This window comes from Blastopirellula sp. SH421 (assembly GCF_057808535.1).
The window spans coordinates 2,159,316-2,179,949 of sequence record NZ_CM173712.1; the positions used below are offsets into that span (position 1 = coordinate 2,159,316).

General features: G+C 54.4%; 19 protein-coding genes. 4 read left to right on the forward strand and 15 right to left on the reverse strand.

What is annotated here, in order from left to right:
• The first annotated feature begins 3 nt into the window (after window positions 1–3).
• Window positions 4–1,017 carry a hypothetical protein gene (locus SH421x_RS08900; protein ID WP_488855077.1) on the forward strand — a complete coding sequence of 338 codons (1,014 nt, stop codon included), beginning with the start codon at window positions 4–6 and terminating at the stop codon, window positions 1,015–1,017.
• A gap of 9 nt (window positions 1,018–1,026) precedes the next feature.
• Here SH421x_RS08900 and SH421x_RS08905 read toward each other — a convergent pair whose 3' ends face one another.
• The 9 genes from SH421x_RS08905 to SH421x_RS08945 all read right to left on the reverse strand — a co-directional run bounded on the left by SH421x_RS08905 (window position 1,027) and on the right by SH421x_RS08945 (window position 7,207).
• Entirely contained in the window at window positions 1,027–1,704 is a 678-nt protein-coding gene (locus SH421x_RS08905; protein WP_488855078.1) for a hypothetical protein, read from the reverse strand.
• Window positions 1,704–2,459, reverse strand: coding sequence for a hypothetical protein (locus SH421x_RS08910; RefSeq protein WP_488855079.1), 756 nt, complete (start codon window positions 2,457–2,459; stop codon window positions 1,704–1,706). The genes SH421x_RS08905 and SH421x_RS08910 overlap by 1 nt, the downstream gene beginning before the upstream one ends.
• A complete protein-coding gene (locus SH421x_RS08915; protein ID WP_488855080.1) occupies window positions 2,456–3,112 on the reverse strand; it encodes a hypothetical protein in 657 nt (218 codons plus the stop codon). Before SH421x_RS08915 ends, SH421x_RS08910 begins: the two co-directional genes overlap by 4 nt.
• A complete protein-coding gene (locus SH421x_RS08920) occupies window positions 3,109–3,774 on the reverse strand; it encodes a hypothetical protein (protein ID WP_488855082.1) in 666 nt (221 codons plus the stop codon). Before SH421x_RS08920 ends, SH421x_RS08915 begins: the two co-directional genes overlap by 4 nt.
• On the reverse strand, window positions 3,771–4,433 hold the full coding sequence (locus SH421x_RS08925; RefSeq protein ID WP_488855083.1) for a hypothetical protein: 663 nt from the start codon (window positions 4,431–4,433) through the stop codon (window positions 3,771–3,773). The genes SH421x_RS08920 and SH421x_RS08925 overlap by 4 nt, the downstream gene beginning before the upstream one ends.
• A complete protein-coding gene (locus SH421x_RS08930; protein ID WP_488855085.1) occupies window positions 4,430–5,068 on the reverse strand; it encodes a hypothetical protein in 639 nt (212 codons plus the stop codon). Before SH421x_RS08930 ends, SH421x_RS08925 begins: the two co-directional genes overlap by 4 nt.
• A gap of 11 nt (window positions 5,069–5,079) precedes the next feature.
• Entirely contained in the window at window positions 5,080–5,775 is a 696-nt protein-coding gene (locus SH421x_RS08935; protein WP_488855086.1) for a hypothetical protein, read from the reverse strand.
• The gene (locus tag SH421x_RS08940; protein ID WP_488855087.1) at window positions 5,772–6,419 is read right to left on the reverse strand and encodes a hypothetical protein; all 648 of its coding nucleotides are present in this window, start codon (window positions 6,417–6,419) and stop codon (window positions 5,772–5,774) included. The genes SH421x_RS08935 and SH421x_RS08940 overlap by 4 nt, the downstream gene beginning before the upstream one ends.
• A 98-nt stretch (window positions 6,420–6,517) precedes the next feature.
• Window positions 6,518–7,207: a DUF8091 domain-containing protein gene (locus tag SH421x_RS08945; protein ID WP_488855088.1), complete on the reverse strand. Its 690-nt coding sequence runs from the start codon at window positions 7,205–7,207 to the stop codon at window positions 6,518–6,520.
• 218 nt (window positions 7,208–7,425) lie between these two features.
• Between SH421x_RS08945 and SH421x_RS08950 the strand changes: the two genes are divergently transcribed.
• Both SH421x_RS08950 and SH421x_RS08955 read left to right on the forward strand, forming a co-directional pair.
• Complete coding sequence (locus SH421x_RS08950; RefSeq protein WP_488855089.1) at window positions 7,426–8,283, forward strand: MIP/aquaporin family protein; 858 nt, start codon at window positions 7,426–7,428, stop codon at window positions 8,281–8,283.
• Between the two features lie 44 nt (window positions 8,284–8,327).
• Window positions 8,328–9,452, forward strand: coding sequence for a GTP-binding protein (locus SH421x_RS08955; protein WP_488855090.1), 1,125 nt, complete (start codon window positions 8,328–8,330; stop codon window positions 9,450–9,452).
• A gap of 38 nt (window positions 9,453–9,490) precedes the next feature.
• Here the strand turns inward: SH421x_RS08955 and SH421x_RS08960 are convergent, their stop codons facing one another.
• The 6 genes from SH421x_RS08960 to SH421x_RS08985 form a co-directional block, all read right to left on the reverse strand.
• Window positions 9,491–10,048, reverse strand: coding sequence for a sugar O-acetyltransferase (locus SH421x_RS08960; RefSeq protein WP_488855091.1), 558 nt, complete (start codon window positions 10,046–10,048; stop codon window positions 9,491–9,493).
• Between the two features lie 207 nt (window positions 10,049–10,255).
• On the reverse strand, window positions 10,256–11,314 hold the full coding sequence (locus SH421x_RS08965) for a response regulator (protein ID WP_488855092.1): 1,059 nt from the start codon (window positions 11,312–11,314) through the stop codon (window positions 10,256–10,258).
• A 1-nt stretch (window position 11,315) separates the two neighbouring features.
• A complete protein-coding gene (gene amt, locus SH421x_RS08970) occupies window positions 11,316–15,098 on the reverse strand; it encodes an ammonium transporter (protein ID WP_488855093.1) in 3,783 nt (1,260 codons plus the stop codon).
• Window positions 15,099–15,468: 370 nt separating this feature from the next.
• Complete coding sequence (locus SH421x_RS08975; RefSeq protein ID WP_488855094.1) at window positions 15,469–16,587, reverse strand: hypothetical protein; 1,119 nt, start codon at window positions 16,585–16,587, stop codon at window positions 15,469–15,471.
• Window positions 16,587–17,402, reverse strand: a complete 816-nt coding sequence (locus tag SH421x_RS08980) for a hypothetical protein (RefSeq protein ID WP_488855095.1) — start codon at window positions 17,400–17,402, stop codon at window positions 16,587–16,589. The genes SH421x_RS08975 and SH421x_RS08980 overlap by 1 nt, the downstream gene beginning before the upstream one ends.
• A complete protein-coding gene (locus SH421x_RS08985) occupies window positions 17,402–18,976 on the reverse strand; it encodes a MotA/TolQ/ExbB proton channel family protein (protein ID WP_488855096.1) in 1,575 nt (524 codons plus the stop codon). Before SH421x_RS08985 ends, SH421x_RS08980 begins: the two co-directional genes overlap by 1 nt.
• 466 nt (window positions 18,977–19,442) lie before the next feature.
• Here SH421x_RS08985 and SH421x_RS08990 point away from each other — a divergent pair, with 466 nt between their 5' ends.
• Window positions 19,443–20,456 (forward strand): zinc ribbon domain-containing protein, encoded by a 1,014-nt coding sequence (locus SH421x_RS08990; RefSeq protein WP_488855097.1) that lies wholly within the window; start codon window positions 19,443–19,445, stop codon window positions 20,454–20,456.
• The last annotated feature ends 178 nt before the right edge of the window (window positions 20,457–20,634 follow it).

A 20,634-nucleotide genomic window follows, 5' to 3' on the forward strand; every position in this document is an offset into this window, starting at 1 on the left:
CTCATGCGAATTTTGTCGCTGGCGTTGATCGCCCTTTGCCTGACCTCGTGCGTTTCAATCTCGTTGGCGGCTGATCCGTGGGTCGAATATCCCGGCGGCTCAGGACCCGGCGCTGGCAAACATATTGTGCTGATCTCCGGCGACGACGAATATCGGTCCGAAGAAATGCTGCCACAGTTGGGGCAGATCCTGGCCCAGCGACATGGTTTTCGCTGTACGGTTCTCTTTCCGATCGATCCCAAGTCAGGCGAAATCTCACCGTCGTACCAAACCAACATTCCTGGCACCGCGGCCTTGGCCGACGCCGACCTGCTGATCTTGTTTACCCGGTTCCGCAACTTGCCGGCCGATCAAATGGAGCCGGTCCTGACCTATCTGAAATCAGGCAAGCCGATCATCGCGATCCGCACGTCGACGCATGCGTTTAATTTTCCGCAGGATTCTCCCTATGCGAAATACAGCTGGAACCACGGCGGCGAGGCGTGGTCAGGCGGATTTGGTCGTCAAGTCTTGGGCGAAACCTGGATCAGCCATCATGGTCACCACGGCAGCGAAAGCACCCGCGGCGTGATCAATCCCGAAATGAAAGATCATCCAATCTTGCGCGGCGTCACCGACATCTGGGGACCGACCGATGTGTACGGCGTGAAAAAACTGCCGGAGACTGCCGAAGTGTTGGTTCGCGGACAGATCCTGACCGGCATGAAACCCGACGACGCGCCCGTCACCGATGGTCGCAACGAACCGATGATGCCGATCGTCTGGCTCAACAAGTACACCGGTGAGAACGGCGTAACCACGCCTTCGCTTTGCACCACGTTCGGCTCGGCGCCTGATTTTTTGAGCGAAGATTATCGCCGGTTGTTGGTCAACGCGACTTATTACTTCACCGGCTTGACCGACAAGATCGACGGCAAAGCGAATGTCGAACTCATCGGCGACTACGAGCCGACGTTCTTCGGTTTTAACAAAGGGAAGACGGGGACAAAGCCGGCTGATTATGAGCTGAAGAAGTAGTTTTTCGCTCTAGTCGATTTTTTCAATCCATAGCCGCAGTTCACGATTTGAGTTCACCCCTTCGACGGGCGCGGCATATTCTGGATAGAGTCTATCGATAACTAGGAGTGGGCGATCCGTTGGCGTTTGTATGCTTGCTCGAATTTCGTTCACGAGCTTTGGGTTTAATGTCGAGGGTGGAAACGGAACCTTGAACTGAAACAGTTCGATGCCATCCACCCTCGCGGCTACGTACCAACGCGGAGCCGTTGACCATTTAGATCGGACTTCCGCTAAGTGCAGCTCATGTTCGCCGGCGAGGATCTCTCGGGACTCTTCCGCGACCAGGTCGGCTGTCCGGTTGGTTGGGTCGGCAGCTGGTTTGCCGGTAATGCATAACCGATAACGATGGCCAGGCGGCAAGTAGACCTGGATGCTAGTCGGGCTGTTTTCATACAGCGGATCAAAATAGTTGGGGTTCACCGCCGCGTACTGCAGCGGGTCGTCAATATGCAAACGACGATCGAAATCGATGCCGCGAGGGAAATAGGTTTCGGCCTGCTCAATTTGACGACGGGTCTGCAAGTAGCCGGACCAAACGGCGATCACCGCGATCAGTAAGATCAGCGTGCGCAGCCGGAACTGTAATCCACCGCTCTTCGGTGGCGATGCCTCCGAGATCGAAAGTTCATCTTCATCGATCGACATCAGCGTGAAGTTCCTTCCGCAGGAGGAGTGGGCACGTTCTCAACACGCGGCGTTTGAGAAGGAAGCTGCTCCTTCAGAGTCTGGCGGCTTAACCACACCGAAAAAGGCTCTGGCGGCCACTGTTGAAAAGTCCCATCCGCTGTGAAGGCGGCCTCTGTGCCGATCCGAATTCGCATCGCCGGCAGATCGGCGTTCAACTCGGGATGCTCGGTCAGCAACTGCGGCGAGGGCGCCAATTGCAGAAGCGTTTTGATTTGTCGCGAGTCGACCGGGAATTGGCCTGCTTCGTCGATGGTTTGGATTACGTATTGGTCCCGATGGGCGTAAAGAAATCGCCCTACTTCTTCCGTATACTTATTCCCTTGAGTAGAGCGACCTGGAATTTCGTAGATCAATCCCACCGTATTTAGCTCCTTCAGAATCTTGAAAGAATATTCCTGGCTGTTGGCGAGCGAAAAGTTTTCGGTACCGACTGTTGGCTGGTCAAGACTTTGCAAATGTTGAATCTGCAGCATCAGCGTCGGCGGAGCATGATTGATCCGAAACAGATGCGTCTCGTACTTGTCCCAATCGAGCTGGGCATACTGAAGGTCGCGTGGCGGCGACGTGCGCCCGCCGATGTCAAAGTAATCGACGATCCGTGCTTTGTGCGCTTCGGCCGCCCTTAATCGCCAACGGGCTTCACCCCAAAACAGGATACCGATGACCAGGGCGATCCAAAGGCTAGCGTTAACTAGTTTGCTTATCCGTTTCATGGCTTGACCTCTTCGATCCAGACCCGCAGTCCTGTGAAATTGACTGCCGAACTCGGTGCGGTGGAGCCTGCCGGACTTTTCGAGTGAAAAATTTCGTCATACAAAAGGTACGGTCCCTCGGTTGTTTGTCGATTGTAGCTGCTTTGCGTGGGAGAAATGGTAGCGAAGCGTGGATCCCAGGTGGTCGGAAGTTGCTCTTTCAAGGCAGGCTGTTCGTTAAGATTCGTTTGCATGACCCAGTGGTTCCCTTCCATGAAATATTGAATGCGGACGGTATGCTCTCCAGCTGAGAGAGGAGCACTGGCCATTGGTGCAAAGACTTCGTCCAGTTCTCCATTCGTTTGGCGCCGGTCCGACGTCCAAGCAATCTGGTAGCTATCACTGGATGGAATATAGATGTTCCAGGTATATCCTCCGTCGGATTGTCGGTAGATTCTCTGTGCTGAGAAATTACGCCAAGGCTCGCGCTGGTCGGCGTCGGCGACATGTCGCAATCCGGCCAATTCAACTCGCATTTGTTGGCATTGGATTTGCAATTGATAGTAAGCGATCAACGAACCGATCGCGGTCGACAGCAACAGCAGCGTCAATAGGCGAAATTGCCAAGGCCGGTACTGTTTAGGCGAAGTAACTTCGACTTCATCCAAGCTCACGGTACGCTCCAATTTGGCCGAGCCTTAAACGCCGCAACGTCTCCCAGGCGAATCCACAGTAGAGGAAGGTCTTTACTGTGGTCGTTGTCATCGAGTTTCCGCAAGAGCGAGAGAGGCGCCGAGATACGCACCAAGGTGAAGATTTGGCCCGCGTCGAACTTTTGAATTTCGGCCTCTTCACCCACCTCGAAATTTAGCTCGTCCCAATGTTCTGACAGCAACTTGGCGATCAAGGGATCGGTGATCTTCCAGCGACCTGAACTGAAAGGCGGCGAGTAGAATAGAAAAATATCGTCGCCTGTCTTGTGAAGCTTGATACGACAAAGGTGCTCCCCTTCTTCACGAAGCGTTGCATAGGTCGCGCTGCTACTGGGTTTCCAGCCAAAGTGTATCTGTTCTATTGTCGCGATGTGGGAAGGCTGAAAGTACCGCCAACGAAGTTCGTGATCGTTTTTGCTCGGCAGCCTCATCAGCTTGAATGTCTTCGGATCATGCGGGCCGAATGCACCGAACCGTGCCCGAAGTTGAGTTCGATCAGCATTCAAACGACGTAGCTCGAAGCTGGAAGAAATCGCTCCCAGTATTCCGACTAGCGACGCAAGTAGGAGAATCATGTGAGTTATTCGCAGCGGCGTTAGTTTCCAACCGCTTTGCTGATTCATGGCTCCACCTTTTCAATCCAAAGAATTAGCCCTGGCGCTGAATCGACTGGGCGACCATCCTTTAGAACGGCGCCTCGAAACATCCTGCCATAGATCAATAGTGGCAGATCGGTCGTGCTTTGCTCGCTCTTCGTAATGGGCCCGCCTATAATCGCACCACCTGCCATTGGATTCCATTCTCTCGGTTGTGATTCCTCCAGGATAAGTTTGTGATTGGCAAGGGCTTGAATCTTCCAGCGATCAGAATCCAGATTCAAGTCAACAATCAACTCCAAATCATGTTCGCCTGGTTCTAATTGCGTCGATGAAGTTGGCTTCGGGAATCGACTAGGAGAGAAATGTCTTCCTTCAATTTCGGTTGTCCAAGCGATCCGGTAAGAATTGCCCGGCGGCAAATAAACTCGCCAGCGAGTGTCGCCGTGGAATCGCTCTTGTTGTTGCACGATGGCGAACTGCTGCGGATCTTTGATATGCAACTCGCGGGCAATTTCTCGCAGCGCCTGCAGTTGCTCTAAGAGGCTCACTTCTTCCTGCACGGTCTTGCAGTAGGCGGTCCAAGCTCCAACCGCCGCGGCGATCAGCATGAGGGTCCACAGGCTGAACTGCCAAAATTTGCGGCGCGGAGGGGCACTCGTCGTAGTTGAATCTACATCGCTCATGGCTGCCCCGTCGGTTTTTGTGATCCGAATGCGCGCTCATCGCCCAAGCGGATCCGTAGGCAGCGTCCATTGTCAGCCGTTTTTAATCTTGTTCCATCCGCAAATTGTTTGGGCGCCGTAATCTCGACTAACGTCAAAACTTCGTCGTCCCCAAATTCATAAGCTCCGCTACTCGCCGCTAAATCGATTTTCAGTTCGTCCCAATGCGTTTGGAGAAGTTTTCCATTTTCTGGATCAGTAACCGTCCAGCCGCTAAATAGCGGCCCATAGACGAGAAAGTGAATCTCAGGGCCGTTGAATACGACGTTCAGACTTAGAAGTTCTTCACCCGCCGAAAATGCGCCAGAAGTACTGGTATGGGGCTCCAGATCATCATCGAGTCCACACGTCACCTCCGCCTGAAGATTGACTTTTTCAGGACGATAAAATCGCCACCGATAGAGTCGCGGTTCGGAGTCAGTTATTCGGACAATCTTGTATTGAGTTGGATCAACAATTTCCAATTCCTGATATTGAGAAACAAGCCGCGCATACTCGGCTTTCAGCGGTCGCACGCGAAGCTGTGCCTGGATAGTCAGGCCCACGCCGATGGCGATCGTTAACAGCAGTAAAAAATGGAAGGATTTGGAAAGCATAGGCGGCTTTGTTATTTCTGCTTTTTCGTTTCTAGTTTCTCAATCCAGAGACGAAGTCCGTTCTCAGAGTTCTTCGTGCTCCAAGTTGATGTATCTTCCGGATGGACCACGTAGAAGATCTGAGCCAATAACTCCAGCGGCTCATGCAGCGGTCGTTGTTGATTGCCGGCGATCTTGCTGCCTCCCCAAGACTCGTTGATGGGATTCCACTTCAATGGCTGCGACTCTTGCATGACGACCTGACCGTCGACGCTCGCTTCTATGATCCACGCTTCTTGCGTCTGCGATTGAATTAGCGTTAGCATCAGTTCATGTTCGCCTGAGTCGATGGGGGCGACCATTGAAGGGCTTGGCTGGGGGTGATCAGGAAAGTATTGAGGATCGAAGTTCTTGGTGGCCAGACACAGCTGATATTTGTGATCCGGCGGCAGGTAAATTCTCCAGCGATAATCATCGTCGAACAACTCTAGATGGCGAACGGCTCCGTATTGTTGAGGATCTTCGACACGCAACTGGCGAGCAACTTCGCGTAGACTCGGCAGTAGCAACTGCATTCGATTGGTTTCTTGCCGCGTTAGAAAAGAAGCCATCCAGACAGAGAAAACCGCGGTGGTCGACATCATTGAAACCAGACTAAATCGCCACAACGAAGGTCGCGTTCGATTCAGGTCGCGCGAGTCGTTCGCACGCTTTGCGTCTCTGTTCATGGTTGCTTCTCGGCGGCTGCATGTGCCTCTTGGTCAAAGGCAGCTTGCGTGCCGATGCGGATTTGCACGCACAGGCCATTCGGCCCGCTTTTGATTGACGAACCGTCCGCAAACTTCTCGGGTGCTGTGATGCGAATTAAGTCGAAGATTTTCTCCGTCGGAAATTCGACGAGGCCGGTGGACGAGATCGTCTCCACTTTCAATTCATTCCAGTGATCGCGAAAAGCAGCGGCCGTCTGCTTAGCTCCGGAATCGTATGTCGATGTCGTCTCATTAAACTTAAGGAAGGATCGCAATTGTGGTCCATCAAAATCGATGTGAAAGCGAATGACCGAATCTTCGTCTCCTTCGATTCGCGAATAGAAATTGCCACCAAGAACGCTGCCTCCGAAAGTGATCCTGTTTTCGATAATAATCCCAGTGTTCTCAGGGTGCCCAAACCGCCACAAAAAATCCCACGGCTCCTCCGTCGGCAATCGCAACACTTGATAGCGATCCGGCGAGACCCTCGGCATCTCGCCAAACTTGGCGGTTAGCCGATCGTATTCGGCTTGGATCGGCTGTTGCTCGCGTTTGGCCAGACCGAACATGACGACGCCGGCGACAAACGCCAGGGTTAGGCAAAGTTTCAGAATGCGTTGCACTCGCGACATAGCGGACCAGGAGAAGAGCGGGTGAAAAGATGCCCGATCTTAGTCGATATGTGGTGCGAAGAAAAACCTTTTCCCAAGGATCGGTATCGCTACGCAGCTTTCAATTTCTTCCGCTTTTTTACTTTCGCATAGAGGACCGCTTTGCCCCGTTTGCCGATGATCTCGGCGGCGCCTGTTTCGCGCAGGCAATAGGCGATGCGCTGCGCGATCCAGCGCTGGCAGCCAAGCATCCGGGCTAGGTCGCCGGTATCAAATTCTTTGGGCAGTTTGCCGGGCAAAAATTTCCACAGCTGATCGGCGGTGGTTACGCGCCGGGTCTCCAGCACTTCGACTAGATGCGTGTCTTCGACGGTGTGATCGTTCACCCGCTGACGGCGACGGCGACCGTGTCCCGGCAGGCGATGCTCTTCGATATGGATCAGCGGCACTTCCAACGTCAGGTTGGCGTGCGGAAAAACTTTGGTGAAATAGATCAACTCGTCAAACAGATCGAGCCAGGTTCCCTTCTTCGGGCTCAGGCGATTGCTGAGCACTTGGCCGCCGCTGGTATCGCGCTTGATGATGCGTTTGCGGGCGATCAGCGGTTTGACGACGCGAACCGGTCGCTGCTGTACCAGGACAGCGATCTTGCGGCCAATCGCCGAGAGCGAGGCGCACTGCACTTCGATCAGCTCTTGACCGACGACGGCGTCAATCCGAAAGCGGCCAAACTGCACCTCGGTTGCGGCGTCTTCGCCGGCGTACAAGGTTTTCAGTTGACGATGAAGTGACGTTTCCACAGAGCGGCCTGCAACGGAAGGAGGAGCGGGTAGTAGGAAGCGGAACCGAAAAATCAGCTGCAAAGGGGAATGGATCTTGAAATCAGACAGATTTTGGTTCAAATGGGCGTTTGAATGTTCCCTCTCCCGGGATATTACTTGGGGATGAGCCGTCGCGGTAGCGCGGTTAAAATAGGGACTACCCTACTCTTCCCCGGCAAAACGTTGAAGGTCAATTGATGATTCCCCGCCCCCTTTGGATCTGTTGTCTTGCCGAGGTGATCGGTACGTTCCTGCTAATTTTCTTTGGCCTAGGCGCTGTGCAAACAGCGGTACTGCATGGAGATATGGCCGGACTTTGGCAAGTTGGCATCGTCTGGGGCGTGGCGATCATGCTGGCAATTTACACGGTCGGGCCAATCAGCGGCGCTCATATTAACCCGGCGATCACGATTGGGCTGTCCACCTGGGGGCTGTTTCCGGCTCGCCGCGTGTTGCCCTATATCGGCGCTCAATTGGTCGGCGCGATCGCGGCAGCGGCGGTGTTGTTTGCGATCAACGCGTCGTTTTTTAGTGCGGTCGAAGCCGAGCGAGGGATCGTTCGCGGCGAGACCGCCAGCATTGTGACGGCGATGTGTTTTGGCGAGTACTATCCCAACCCGGGCAAGCTGGGGAGCGAAAGCGTGACCGCTGAGAACTTGGCCCAATGGCAAGCGAGTTTCAACCAGCCGATGGCTTTTCTGGCTGAGGTGCTAGGAACCGCGATCCTGGCGATTGTGGTGTTGGCCACTACCGAAAAAGAAAATCTAGGTGGCCCCAAGAATCTGGCGCCGGTCTTTATTGGCTTGAGTGTCGCCGTGCTGATTTGCGTGATCGCACCGTTGACGCAGGCCTGCTTTAATCCGGCCCGCGATTTCGGGCCGCGGGTATTCGCTTATTTTGCTGGCTGGGGGAGCGCCGCGATCCCAGGGCCCAACGGAATCGGCATGGGGACGGTTTACATCGTGGCGCCGATCATCGGTGCGATTCTCGGCTGCGGACTGTATCAAAAGTTGCTGCGACTCTACGTGATCGAACCGATCCCATCCCCTGAGTAATTTCAGAATTCAACCCTCGCGAAAATTCTTCCAGGAGCTATTGGATGTCAACTTCCGCCAACGAAACCGGCTTGATTCGCTTTGTTATGATCGGCGGATTTTTGGGCGCTGGCAAAACGACCACGATTGGCCGTTTGGCTCAGCATTACCGCGAGCAAGGATTGAACGTCGGGATCGTGACTAACGATCAAGCGACCGATCTGGTGGATACGCAGACGCTCCGCTCGCAAGGTTTTCGCGTGGGTGAAGTTGCCGGCGCTTGCTTCTGCTGCAACTTTAATGAGTTGACCGGCACCGTCGAAAAGCTTGCGGCCGAAGATCGTCCTGACATTGTCATCGCCGAGCCGGTCGGTAGTTGCACCGATTTGGTCGCGACTGTCGTGCAGCCGCTGATCCGCATGTTTGATGCTCAGTTTGATGTAGCGCCGTACGGCGTGATCCTAAAGCCGTCGCATGGGCTTCGCATCTTGCAGGGCGAAGACAACGGCGGCTTCTCTCCCAAAGCAGCTTACATCTTCAAAAAGCAACTGGAAGAAGCCGACTTTGTGATCATCAACCGGATCGATGAACTTGAAACGGAAAAAGTTGATCTGCTGGCTGACCTGATCAATCAAGAGTTCCCCGGAACGCCGATCTTGCGGACCTCGGCCAAGACCGGCGCCGGCTTTGATGGGCTGCTGGAACTGATTGATCAACGCGGCGAGTTTGGCAAAAAGATCCTCGAAATTGACTATGACGTCTATGCCGAAGGAGAAGCGGAACTGGGCTGGCTCAACAGCAGCATGAAGGCGACCGCAACCACCGCTTTTGACTTGGATGCGTTTCTGATGGCGATTATGCACTCGTTGCAAAAGTCCTTCGCAAACTCAACCGCCGAAACGGCGCATCTTAAGACGATTGGGCTGTGGGAAGGTTTTTACGGAGTCGCCAATTTGGTGAGCAGCGACACCGGGCCGGTCATGTCGCTCCCCTCGAACTGTGAGACGAAAGAAGCCGATATCGTCGTCAATGCGCGCGTTGGCATCTCGCCAGAAGAACTTCGCCAGCAAGTGGACGATGCGATCGATGCCGCCGCCAAGCAGTTTGGCGTGAGCATCGAGCGGCAGCAAACGCAATTCTTCCGACCTGGTCGACCGGTCCCAACGCATCGGTTTTCGGCGCCCAACTAGTTCAAAAGCGGTAAAGAGGTTTGGGGGGCGAGATCACGTTAGGTTGGGATTTCGCGGATGAATCGGCAGGGATTGCCGGCGGCTAAAACGCCGGCGGGGATATCCTTGGTGACGACGCTGCCTGCGCCGATCACCGTTTTGGCTCCGATGGTGACGCCGGGGCAAATAATCGCGCCGCCTCCGATCCAGACGTCGGCGCCAATGGTGACCGGCTTCCCAAACTCTTGCGACCGCCGGAGTTCGGCATTCAGCGGATGCGTCGCCGTGTAGATGTGGACGCCGGGCCCCAAGAAGGTAAAGTCGCCGATGCGGACTTCGCATACATCCAGCACGACGCAGTTAAAATTGAAATAGACGCGCTCACCGAGATAAATCTGCTTACCATAGTCACAATAAAACGGCGGCTGAATCCAGGCCGAATCACCTCCGCCGCCCAGCAACTGCCGCAAAATTTTACGGCGTTCGTCTGGCTGGTTCTCACGTGACGCGTTGAAATCATGACACAGGTCTTGGGCGGCGGCTCGCGCGGCGATCAATTCTGGATCCAGCGCATCGTACAACTCGCCTGCCAACATCTTTTCTTTTTCGGTTGGCATTGGGTTCGACTCGCTTCTATTTTTACTCGACCAATCGATGCTGACCGTCGATTGGTTGTTCAATCGACGGCCCCTATTGTAGGACGCCTGAGCTCGGCAATCACATCCTAGTGATCCCGAAGGAGTCCCCCAATTCCTATCATAGCCATCAATCCGATCGAAACCAGATTAGCAGGCCAGTCCCTTGTGCCGGGTAGCCGTGCGCGCCTACACGCCGCAGGTCACTGGTTCGTGCTGATTGGCGTACCGCTGCGAGATCCGCACAAACTCGTGACTGCAGCGCTGAAATGCGGTGACAATGACCGGATCAAAATGCTCACCAGTCTCGGCGATGATCATTGCTTCCGCTTCGAGGTGGGGAAATGCGTCTTTATAAATGCGGCGCGTCGTTAATGCGTCGTAGACATCCGCCACCGCGACGATGCGTGCCGCCAACGGAATCTGCTGGCCCATCAAACCGTAGGGATAGCCGAGCCCGTTCCATTTTTCGTGGTGTCCGATCGCAATGTCTCGCGCGACCTGTAAGAAACGAGCATGCGGAAACTGACTGAGCGCGGCGTCCAGGGTTTCGGCGCCGATGATCGTGTGCCGCTTCATGATGTCAAACTCTTCGCTGGTCAGCTTGTCAGGCTTTAGCAGCACCGCGTCGGGAATTCCAACTTTACCAATGTCATGCAGCGGGCTGGTCTGGAAAACCAGGCGAATAAACTCCGCGTCGATTTCGTCGGGGAAGGCTGAAGAAGCGGCTAACTCTTCCGCCAAACGTCGCGAGTACAGCCGAACGCGCTCGAGATGTTGACCAGTATCGGTATCACGCGACTCGGCGAGTCGCGCGAGTGCGAAAATCACGAGATCACGCGTTTCCAGCGCCAACACGCGACGCCCGGCGTGGATGCGAGCTAATAACTCTGGCGGATTGAACGGTTTGACGATAAAGTCGTCGGCTCCGGCGGCCATGCCTTCGACGATTTCGTCTCGATCGCCGTGACTGGTTAGCAAGATGACATAAATGTAGTGGCCAGATTGTCGGCGACGAACTTCGCGACAAAACTCTAGTCCGTTCAGTTCCGGCATTTCCCAGTCGGTGACCACCAGATTGATGTGTTGCGCTTCGAGCACGCGTAACGCTTCGGCCCCATTGCTGGCCGACCAAACGCGAAAGCTCTGCGCTTCTAATGCATAGCGCAAAAGGTCGAGCGAAATATCGTCATCGTCAACAATCAGAATGTCAGCGGCTGGTTCGGCGGCAGAGAGCGAGGCTTTCATGTTATTCTTGGTCTCCGATTTCCGTCCCGGCAAGGAGACGATCGATCGCGATTTCGCAGGTTTCCAGACGTGCGGTGACGCTAGAAAAGAGAGTGGCTAACTCGGCGGTTTGGCTGGCTTTGGCAGCCTGTTCAAGCAGGGCGGCAGCGGCAGCGACTTGTTTGGCCGAAATATTCGCGGCCATACCTTTTAGCGAGTGGGCTAGTTTGGCGACGCCCTCGGCGCGGCCAGCGGCGATTTCTGTCGCCAAATCGGCTGCATCTTGCGTCGAGCGGACACGAAATTTCTGCAAGATCATGCGGGCCAGATCGTCATTGTCGCCGCAACGCACCATTAGATCGTCGACGTCGATCGAACTCTCCAACGAGACTGGTTCCCTAGTCGTTGCAGCGCTAGGCGTGAATGCATCATCCGCCGTGAGCAGAATCGGATTAGCGGCGCTGGGGGGCTTCCGCGACAAGCAATCGACAATGGTAGCAATGAGTTCTGCGCGGTTGACCGGTTTCATTACGTAGCCGCTCATCCCGGCGGCTAGACAGCGTTCTTTATCGCCGCGCACCGCTTGAGCGGTTAGCGCTACAATCGGCAACAGAGCCAATTCGGCATGTCCATTGTTGGCCAGATTGCGAATCATTCGTGTTGCGGCAAAACCATCCATTTCGGGCATTTCGCAGTCCATTAGCACCAGATCGAACGTATCGCTTTGGATTTTTTCGACCGCCTGACGGCCGTTTTCAGCGAGTGAAACCTGGAATCCTTCGGACTGTAGGATCTCTTTCGCGACAATCCGGTTGATTTCGTTGTCATCGACAACCAGGATGTGTCCTTCCCGTAGAACTCGCTCTGTTATCGCCTGCGCATCTTCGATTTGGTGTTTCGATTGCCGCGGAGATCGCTCGCCTGTCAAGGCGACCAGCGCGTCGCGTAGCCTCGTTTGTCGGACCGGTTTCGGCAGGCAAAGCATGTCCAACGTTTTTAATTCGGCTTGCGAGATCGTATGCTCGTACGAAGTGAGCATCAACAACCGCGTATCGTTGAGCAACTCGTTTTCGTTGATCAAGTGAGCCAAGCGGAGTCCGTCCAGTTCCGGCATCAAGTGATCCAAGATCGCCAATTGAAATGGGACTTGGCGTTTGGCGGCGTCTTCCATCAGAGCTAACGCACGTCGGCCATTGCCGGCTGTCGCCACTTCGACTCCCCAGGCTTGTAGTTGTTCTTTGATCACCTGCAAGTTCATGTGATTGTCGTCAACGGCCAACACACGCAGCCCCTGGATGTTGGGGATCAGATTACAGGTTGATCGTTCGATCGCTTGCAGCGGCAGCGTAAACCAAAATGTAGAGCCTTTACCGACTTCGCTCTCGACGCCGATTTCGCCTCCCATTAATTCCACTAATTGCTTACAAATCGCCAAGCCGAGCCCCGTTCCGCCATAGCGGCGCGTTGTCGTAGCATCGACTTGCGAGAACGCTTTGAAGAGCCGTTGCAGCTTGGCCCGCGGGACGCCGATGCCGGTATCTTCGACCGAAAAGCGGATACGTGTTGTCGAGTCGTCTGCGGATGCAACCGAGCGTTCGCGTTCAACCCGCAGAAACACGCCGCCGGTCTCGGTGAACTTCACCGCATTGGCGAAGAGGTTAATCAACACCTGACGAATCCGTTCGCTGTCACCGATCGCCGCTTGAGGGACGTCAGTAGCGATGCTGCTGTTCAGTTCTAGCCCGGTCATGCGACATTGCGGCGCGAACATTTCTGGAACCGATTCGATCAAGTCGATCAGGACGAACTCGGATTGTTCAAGTTCAATACCGCCGGCTTCGATTTTCGAGAGATCGAGAATGTCATTAATCAGATGCAACAGCGAACTAGCCGAGGACTTGGCGAGTTCGACAAATCGTCCTTGCTGTTCGTCTAGCTTGGTGGTATGCAACAGATCGAGGAAGCCGATCACGCCGTTGAGCGGCGTCCGAATTTCGTGGCTCATGCTGGCCAGGAACGTGCTCTTCGCTTCGTTGGCTGCTTCGGCCGCTTTGATTTCGCCCGCTAGTTTCTGCGACTTACGACGTTCTGTGATATCCTCGACAGTTCCTTCGTAGTACAGCACGTCTCCATTTTGGTTGCGCCGAGCCGATGCGTTTTCAGAGATCCAGGCGAACGTGCCGTTTGCGCGACGAATCTCCGACTCGAAGTTGAAGGCGACGCCGTTTTGATTGATTTCGTCGATGAATTCTTCGCGTCGATCCGGCTTGACGTAAACATCCGTTGCGACATTCTGAATCTCGTCACGTAGCGATGCCAGATCCTGGTAGCCCAATAACCGAGCCAGCGCCGGGTTCGCCGTCACAAAGCAGCCTTCAGGCGTGGTCTGGTAAATCCCTTCGACTGCATTTTCAAAGATCTCGCGGAAGCGTCGTTCGGCCTCGCCGCGTTGCTTGATTTCGCAGTTGACCTTCGACAGTACGCGGTTGTATTCGGCTGCGATCTGTCCCACTTCGGTGTGCGGTTCGACATGGACCTCTTCAGTGAAGTCTCCCAGACTGCGATGGCGCTGCATGTCGGAAAGTAAGTCGATTAGTTCGGTGCTGGCCCCATGTTCTGAGATATTCAAGCCCCGCAGTTCATCCTCGCGAGGAACACGCAGCGGCATGATGCAGTTGGCCAATGAGATGAAGATGAAGCCGCCGCCAAACGCCCAGGCAAAACAGGTTCCAACCCCTAGCATCTGCACTCCAAGCTGATGCCAACGCGTTACCCCTTCACCAAAGTGAACCGGGTCAGCCAAGAGTGCGAGTGCGATCGTGCCAAAGCAACCGGCACAAGCGTGAGCCGGAACAGCGCCGATCACATCATCAATTTTCATTTTCGGAAGTAAGTAGGTTACGCCGGTGCAGATTAGGCCAGAGCCAACTCCCACCAGCGCCGCCGCCCATGGCTGCAAAATATTACAAGAAGCGGTGACGCCAACTAGACCTGCGATCGCGCCATTCATGACTTGGCCGACATCGGGGCGCTTGCAGATCCATTTGGAAAGGGCCAAACAGGTGAGCGCCCCCATCGAACCAGCGAGATTCGTGTTCACTAAAATCTTGGGAACGTCGCTATTCATGCTGAGTGTGCTGCCGCCGTTGAAACCGAACCAGCCAAACCACAGCACCAGCGTTCCAAAAGTCGCCAGGGTGAGATTGTGTCCCGAGATCGGTCGGTCTTCGCCCCCTTCAAAGCGACCAATCCGCGGACCAATCACGATCACTGCGGCCAATGCAACCCATCCGCCAACCGAGTGAACGACCGTCGAGCCGGCGAAGTCAATAAATCCAAGCTGAGCGAGCCAGCCGCTCGGGGTTCCTTCCACTGCGCCTCCCCAAGCCCAATGCCCAAAGAGCGGATAGATGATCGCCGAGACAACCACACTGATCACAAAATAACCTTGGAAGCGAATCCGTTCGGCCACGGCGCCAGAGATAATTGTGGTCGCAGTGCCGCAGAAAACTAGTTGAAAGAAGAGGAACGCCATCAACCAAGGGGCGGCTGAATCCTCCAGAAAAAAGTTAGTCGTCCCGAAGAGCCCGTGGTAACTGACGCCAAACATGAGCGCGAAACCAAATGCCCAAAAGATGACGCTCGAGATGCAGAAGTCGACTAGGTTCTTCAGCGCCACATTGATGCTGTTTTTGGCGCGGGACATGCCGCTTTCCAATAGACAAAAACCACCTTGCATCAGCATGACCAAGGCAGCGCAGATTAGCATCCAAGCGATATCGAGCGATGGTTCGGCAGCGGACATAGCGAGGTCTCGCAAGTATCAAAGTACTGGTGGGAAAAATCAAAAACGCCTTCCGCCAAGAAGCGATTTTCGATGGACTGGGCAGATTGTTGGGGGGAGCTTATTCACACACTAACGCGATTGGGGGCTAGTATTTGCGGTTTTCTAAGCTGTCAAAGCGTAGGTTGCGAATAGCAAATCAAATGATCTTTTTTCGGTAACAGCAGGCTACTCAGTGCTCTGGCGTATTTCATGCGTGGAACAGGGACCGTATCAACGGCGTAATCCTTACAAGCGGTACAAAATCGCCGCCGAAGATTGCAGTAGAGCGCAATAAAAAAGCTCGGTCAGCAGACCGAGCTTGAGAATGTAAAGGAGAGCTTGCAGACAATTAGTCGAGCACGTTTGGTTTGGGAGCAGGCGTCGATGGGGCTGGTTTCGGCGCATTGGGATCGACCTTTGGTTCTGGGCCAAATTTCACTTTGCCGCCGATCCAGGTCGTGTATTGCCAGTTCGGTGGCTGCGGTTCCCAGCCAGATAGATAGCCGGCTTTGTCTACGACGCGACGAACCGCGACATACGACTCAAAGCTGTCAGGCATGACAAAGAACCGAAAATAATATTTTTGGGGATCGGTCGAGAGCAACAGCTTTTGGAAGCGAGAACGGGGATTCTCAATTTCGGCGATCGTAAAACCTTCGCTTTCGCGAGGGGTCAATCGTAAGCTGGGATTTCGTCCTGAAGCGTACATCTCCGCTTTAAAGTAATCGTCTTGCAAAACGCGCTGATTGAAATCTTCGACAAACTCTTTGGCGTCGACCCCTTGCTCTGGGTCTTTTACATACTTTTTCAGACCACGCGAAAGCTGATATTCGGCCCGTTTTTTGGCGTCCTCACGCAGCTCGGTCGGATTAAGCGGAAAGATGCGGTTGCCAACGCATAACAAGACCGCCTCTTTAATCCCCTCCGGCGCCGGCCGCGGATCGGGCATGTTGACAATCTTGGGAGGAAGTTGCGCACGCGGTTTCGACTCATCAAGTCGCGCTTCAAGACTGGCAAGCTTCTCCAGACTTGAGTTCAATTCAGTCGAGAGCTTTTCACGCTCCTTCTTCATCTCGCTCGACTTCATCTCCATCTCTTTTTGCGCTTTTTGGGCGATCAGAGCTTTCTTTAAATCACCTTCTTTGCCAACAAGGGTCGCTTCTTTGGCGACCGATTCGGATTGCAGACGTTTGAGCAGTTCTTCGAGCTTTGACTCATCGGGATTGAGTTCCTCAATCGTCGTCTGGACTTTGAGCTTTTCTTTATGGGCTTCTTCGAGTCGCTTAATCATCGCTTCAAGCGCCGCTGGATCCACCGCCGCCGTCGCCGCGATCCGTTCCACCGTTTTTTGCACGCCCAGCTGAATGATGACCAACACGATCAGCAAAATGCCGACGACGTTAAACATCGTATCAAGCAGCGAATCGAGTCCGCCGTCTTCGTCATTATCTGGTTTACGCTTGGCCATTATTCAGGGGTTTTCTTTTTGAAGTAGCTCAAATCGATCCGTCCGTCGCCGATCACCGGCAGTTTACCATTTTTGACCCCTTTCGCGCGGGCAAAATTTTGGGCCGCGCGATAAGTGTCTAAACCGTCATCTCGAATCAAAAAGACGAGTGAGCCTTTGTCGTTGGCTTTGACATCGGCCAGGACCTTGGCGAAATCGGGATTGGTGTTCAATTCATTCGTGCGTACAGGCGTCGTTTTGGCGCCGTCATGGATGACGATTCGCCCCTCGTCGCATTCGACAAAGGTCGGGTCAAACCCTACGCCTGATCCGCCGGGCAAAATCGAAACCTCCGACTCTTTCGGCGGCAGCTTGCGTTCGGCGACTTCCTTTTCCATCTGGGCGATTTTTTCGCGCCGAGACTTTAGCTCCGCTTCCATCTCTTTCAGCGATTCAGCATCGCCGGCGAGATCGACCTTCGGTCCGTCGAGCGAGATTTGCGCCAACTTACTCTGCGCCTCGTCCAGTTTCGCCAGCAATTCGGCGAGCCGCTTTTTGGCGTCTTCCAGCTTCTTCTGCTCGGCCGACTGCTCTTTTTTAAGCTGCGATTCTTTCTTTTTTAGCTCGGCGTTCAACAGCGCCAACGCTTTATCCTCTTCGGCGAGTTCCGCTTTTTTTTCTTCGTACTTGATCGCTTGATCGACGGTGGGGTTGTCCAGCGCCTGGACCGCGACCGCGGCGATAATCATCGTTAACGTGCCGATCACGCAGGCCAGCACGCTAAGAAACGGAAAGAGCGATACGTCATCGCCTCCTTCTTGTCTGCGTCTGGCCATTAGCGTTTACCGTTACGACGTGCTTTCGTCTTCGTGCCGCCCCCCAATCCGAACCAACCGCCGCCGTTGGTTGGTGCTTCGACTTGTTGAACAACAACGGTATCGTTACCCAGCTTCGACAGCACATCATTCAGACCAGTCAGACCCCGTTCGACCCCGCTGAAGTAGCCTTCCAGACGTTCTGTCGAAGCGGCGACGTTGGCGTTCATTTGGTTCGAGGTTTGTGACGCGGCGCTGGCGAGTGCAGTCAAGGTCGCTTGCAACTGAGCGCCGATTTCCTGCATCTGCGTCAGTTGGTCCTGTAGCTCGACCCGCATTTCTTCCTGCCGAGTTTGCATTTCGCCGGTCTTGGCTTGGACCTGCTCCATCACCTGCGAGGTGATATCTTTTTGACTTTCGAGCATCTTGGCTTGGATTTCACTCCAGCCGCCGATGGTCTGCTTGGTAATTGTCTGGCCAACCAACTCCAGCTTTTGGATCCAGACTTCCAGTTCCCCTTGCTGTGCGGCCATCGCTTCTTCGACAGCGCGGCGAAAGATCTTGGTGTCGAGTGGTCCGGTCGGTTTTTCTTCGACGTGTTCACGACCATCGTTCAAGCGACGGAGCAGGTTTTCGTTGCAATATTCGTCGACCCAGTTCAACACTCCTTCTTCGCTCTTTTGCAGCGAAGCCATCGGAAACTTGATGATCATGCTCATGACCAGCGCGACCAGCGTCGTATTAAACGCAGTCCCCAGCCCTGAGAACATCGAGGTCAACGAGGCCATCAGTTGAGAAGTATCGTCGCCACCCAATGCTCCGGCCAGTGAGGCGACCGCCAAACTAATACCAAGCACCGTCCCGATAAAACCCATCGTCGGGATCGCCCAGATCAACACTTTGATCGCCGTATAGCTGGATGCGACGTTGTTTGAGTCGATTTCGGATTGCGACGCCATCATCGTCACCGTCTCGGCGGCGTTGCGCCGCACGCGGAAATGCTGCAGCCCGCGGAGGACGCGATTGATCAAAAAGCTTTCGCCATGTTCGCCTGGCAGTTGGCGAATGTTGTCGACAAAGCGATCGAGCGTATCGATCCGAATTTCGGGCGAAATGTCAGTGGGCAGCACATCCATCAACAGATAATCACGCTGACGTCTGATCTTGCGGTTTTTCTTCCATAGAATCCCCATCGCCCAAAAGAACATGAACGTGGAGAGAAATTGGATCATCACTCCCTGGAAACCGCCGGCTAAGAAGAGATCGCCGATATACGTTCCCTTAGAAGGCCACAGCAAAGTCAGGAAGATGGCCGCAGCAAAAAAACCAAATATCCCGGTCGCGACCAAGCCGACGTCACTCGGATCAGTGAACTCTCCTCCACCATCCGAAGAGGCGGACGATGTGCTGGCTGCCTTGGCAGTGGTCTTGCGCGGCGATGGGGTTGCAGCCCCTTTCTTGCCACCGGCCTTCGCCGCCGTTTTGGTTGACAATGGGTCGGTTTGCAGATTGCCAAGATCGAGCCCGCCTAACGGCGAGCCGCCTCCATCGTCAAAGCTCGGAAAACCTGAAGATTCCACCGGCGGCAGATCCATATCGATCTCCGTCGTGGCCGGAATCCGAACGCTGGCCTTGCAGTAAGGACAGTTTCGTTTCTGACCGGCAAGTTCCTGGCGTACTTTAAGCGACTGGCCGCATTGCGGGCATTTAAATTTGAAATACATAAATCTTCAGGAGGGAGCGAATGCTGGAAAACAGTCCGCGGAGGGAAGAAAAGAGGCTACGTCATCCTCTTCATATGCGCTAGATTCACCAATTATGCAACCAAACTGCCTGGGGCGGGGGTGTTAGTTGAAAAAATAAAAAAGCTATCGCAACTCTGGCCTAATACTCATTATTCTAATTTTGAACCTCTTTTTATTCCCGGTTGAGTGCTTAATTCCCTCTTTTACGCATCAAAAATCACCGTTGCGGCAAGCGTCAGCGCTGTTCTGGTTTGTTGCAATTTTAGTCACCAGCCGAGAAACTTGGGGAATGCGTCTGACTCGTTAAGGATTATTCATGGCTGACCTTCGCATTGTTTGCCCCTGCTGCGGCGTGTTGTTGCGCGTCAAACCGCAACTTGCGGGGACAACGATCCGCTGTCCGAAATGCGTAAGTCTTGTCCCAGTCAAAGCGTCGGATGAAAACGAGTTCGCCCAAACTGTCGAAGCGAGCTACGACGCGGTCCCCTTGGAAGAAGACAATGTTGGTCGGATCTGTCCGAAATGCGCCAACTCGTTGAAGCCCGGCGCTAAGTTTTGTCAGCAATGCGGCTGGCATCTCTATCTCGAAACCTACTTCGAAGATCTCAAAGCGGAGAATCTCGTGGTGCTGGAAGTGCCGACGACCAAGTGGGAAGCTTGGTTCGCCAGCCAACTGCACGAATCATCACGTCCCCGCGATGTGATGTATTACTCCGCGATCGGCGGCGTCGTGATGACGATTATTTTTCTCGCGGTCGCCCACTTTCGGATGGGGTTGTGGGCGTTGCTGACCTTGCCGCTGCTGGTAGTTGTTTGGATCGGCTGGTATCGCGTCATGCAGTTGATTGGCCTGCTGCATGATCCCACGCGCAAGCGGATCTTGGCGAAGGAGCAGGCGATGCGCGAAACCGCCGTTGATAACACGGCGCCTGCAGCAAGTGCGGTCGTAGCGGCCTTTACCGCTTTCCAGAGTAAGAATGCGGCTTCCGCAAAGAGCAAAGCGGCCAACTCGAGCGCGCCGCTTGATTTTGATCTTCCCGACGCCGAATTTCCCAGCAGATCGAAGTCCCAGCCAAAGACCACCGCCGCCGCGCCAGTTCGGAAAATGATTCGCCCTGCTCAGACCAACGCTGCGACGAAGCCAGCAACATCCTCATCCTCCAGCGGCAAATCAAGTCCTGCGGCTCGACCGGCCAACAGCGAATCCGCGCCTGCATCCACTCCCAATCCAAAACCAGCGTCCCCTGCTCCACCCGCTACGAAACCTGCCGCCGAGCAGCCGCAAAAGCCGAAACCGGCGGACGACGACTGGCTCAGCGATCTTCTGTAGTCACCGCTAGCAGCCTAAGTTGCCGGCAATCAAGGGGGAGAACTTGAGCGATTCTGGCAAGTTCGTGCCGATCGATCTTGTGGCTGCTAGGCTCGACTTCTATACTTCGCCCGAATTCTGGACCCTATTGGCTCGCGTTGACGTGACGTGGATGATCGTTTTCGCGCCGACAAGGATG

Excerpts from the sequence above, each read along its gene's own strand:
- SH421x_RS08900 (WP_488855077.1), top strand. The coding sequence starts at position 4 with ATGCGAATTTTGTCGCTGGCGTTGATCGCCCTTTGCCTGACCTCGTGC.
- SH421x_RS08905 (WP_488855078.1), bottom strand. The coding sequence starts at position 1,704 with ATGTCGATCGATGAAGATGAACTTTCGATCTCGGAGGCATCGCCACCG.
- SH421x_RS08910 (WP_488855079.1), bottom strand. The coding sequence starts at position 2,459 with ATGAAACGGATAAGCAAACTAGTTAACGCTAGCCTTTGGATCGCCCTG.
- SH421x_RS08920 (WP_488855082.1), bottom strand. The coding sequence starts at position 3,774 with ATGAATCAGCAAAGCGGTTGGAAACTAACGCCGCTGCGAATAACTCAC.
- SH421x_RS08925 (WP_488855083.1), bottom strand. The coding sequence starts at position 4,433 with ATGAGCGATGTAGATTCAACTACGACGAGTGCCCCTCCGCGCCGCAAA.
- SH421x_RS08930 (WP_488855085.1), bottom strand. The coding sequence starts at position 5,068 with ATGCTTTCCAAATCCTTCCATTTTTTACTGCTGTTAACGATCGCCATC.
- SH421x_RS08935 (WP_488855086.1), bottom strand. The coding sequence starts at position 5,775 with ATGAACAGAGACGCAAAGCGTGCGAACGACTCGCGCGACCTGAATCGA.
- SH421x_RS08950 (WP_488855089.1), top strand. The coding sequence starts at position 7,426 with ATGATTCCCCGCCCCCTTTGGATCTGTTGTCTTGCCGAGGTGATCGGT.
- SH421x_RS08955 (WP_488855090.1), top strand. The coding sequence starts at position 8,328 with ATGTCAACTTCCGCCAACGAAACCGGCTTGATTCGCTTTGTTATGATC.
- SH421x_RS08960 (WP_488855091.1), bottom strand. The coding sequence starts at position 10,048 with ATGCCAACCGAAAAAGAAAAGATGTTGGCAGGCGAGTTGTACGATGCG.
- SH421x_RS08965 (WP_488855092.1), bottom strand. The coding sequence starts at position 11,314 with ATGAAAGCCTCGCTCTCTGCCGCCGAACCAGCCGCTGACATTCTGATT.
- amt (WP_488855093.1), bottom strand. The coding sequence starts at position 15,098 with ATGTCCGCTGCCGAACCATCGCTCGATATCGCTTGGATGCTAATCTGC.
- SH421x_RS08975 (WP_488855094.1), bottom strand. The coding sequence starts at position 16,587 with ATGGCCAAGCGTAAACCAGATAATGACGAAGACGGCGGACTCGATTCG.
- SH421x_RS08980 (WP_488855095.1), bottom strand. The coding sequence starts at position 17,402 with ATGGCCAGACGCAGACAAGAAGGAGGCGATGACGTATCGCTCTTTCCG.
- SH421x_RS08985 (WP_488855096.1), bottom strand. The coding sequence starts at position 18,976 with ATGGATCTGCCGCCGGTGGAATCTTCAGGTTTTCCGAGCTTTGACGAT.
- SH421x_RS08990 (WP_488855097.1), top strand. The coding sequence starts at position 19,443 with ATGGCTGACCTTCGCATTGTTTGCCCCTGCTGCGGCGTGTTGTTGCGC.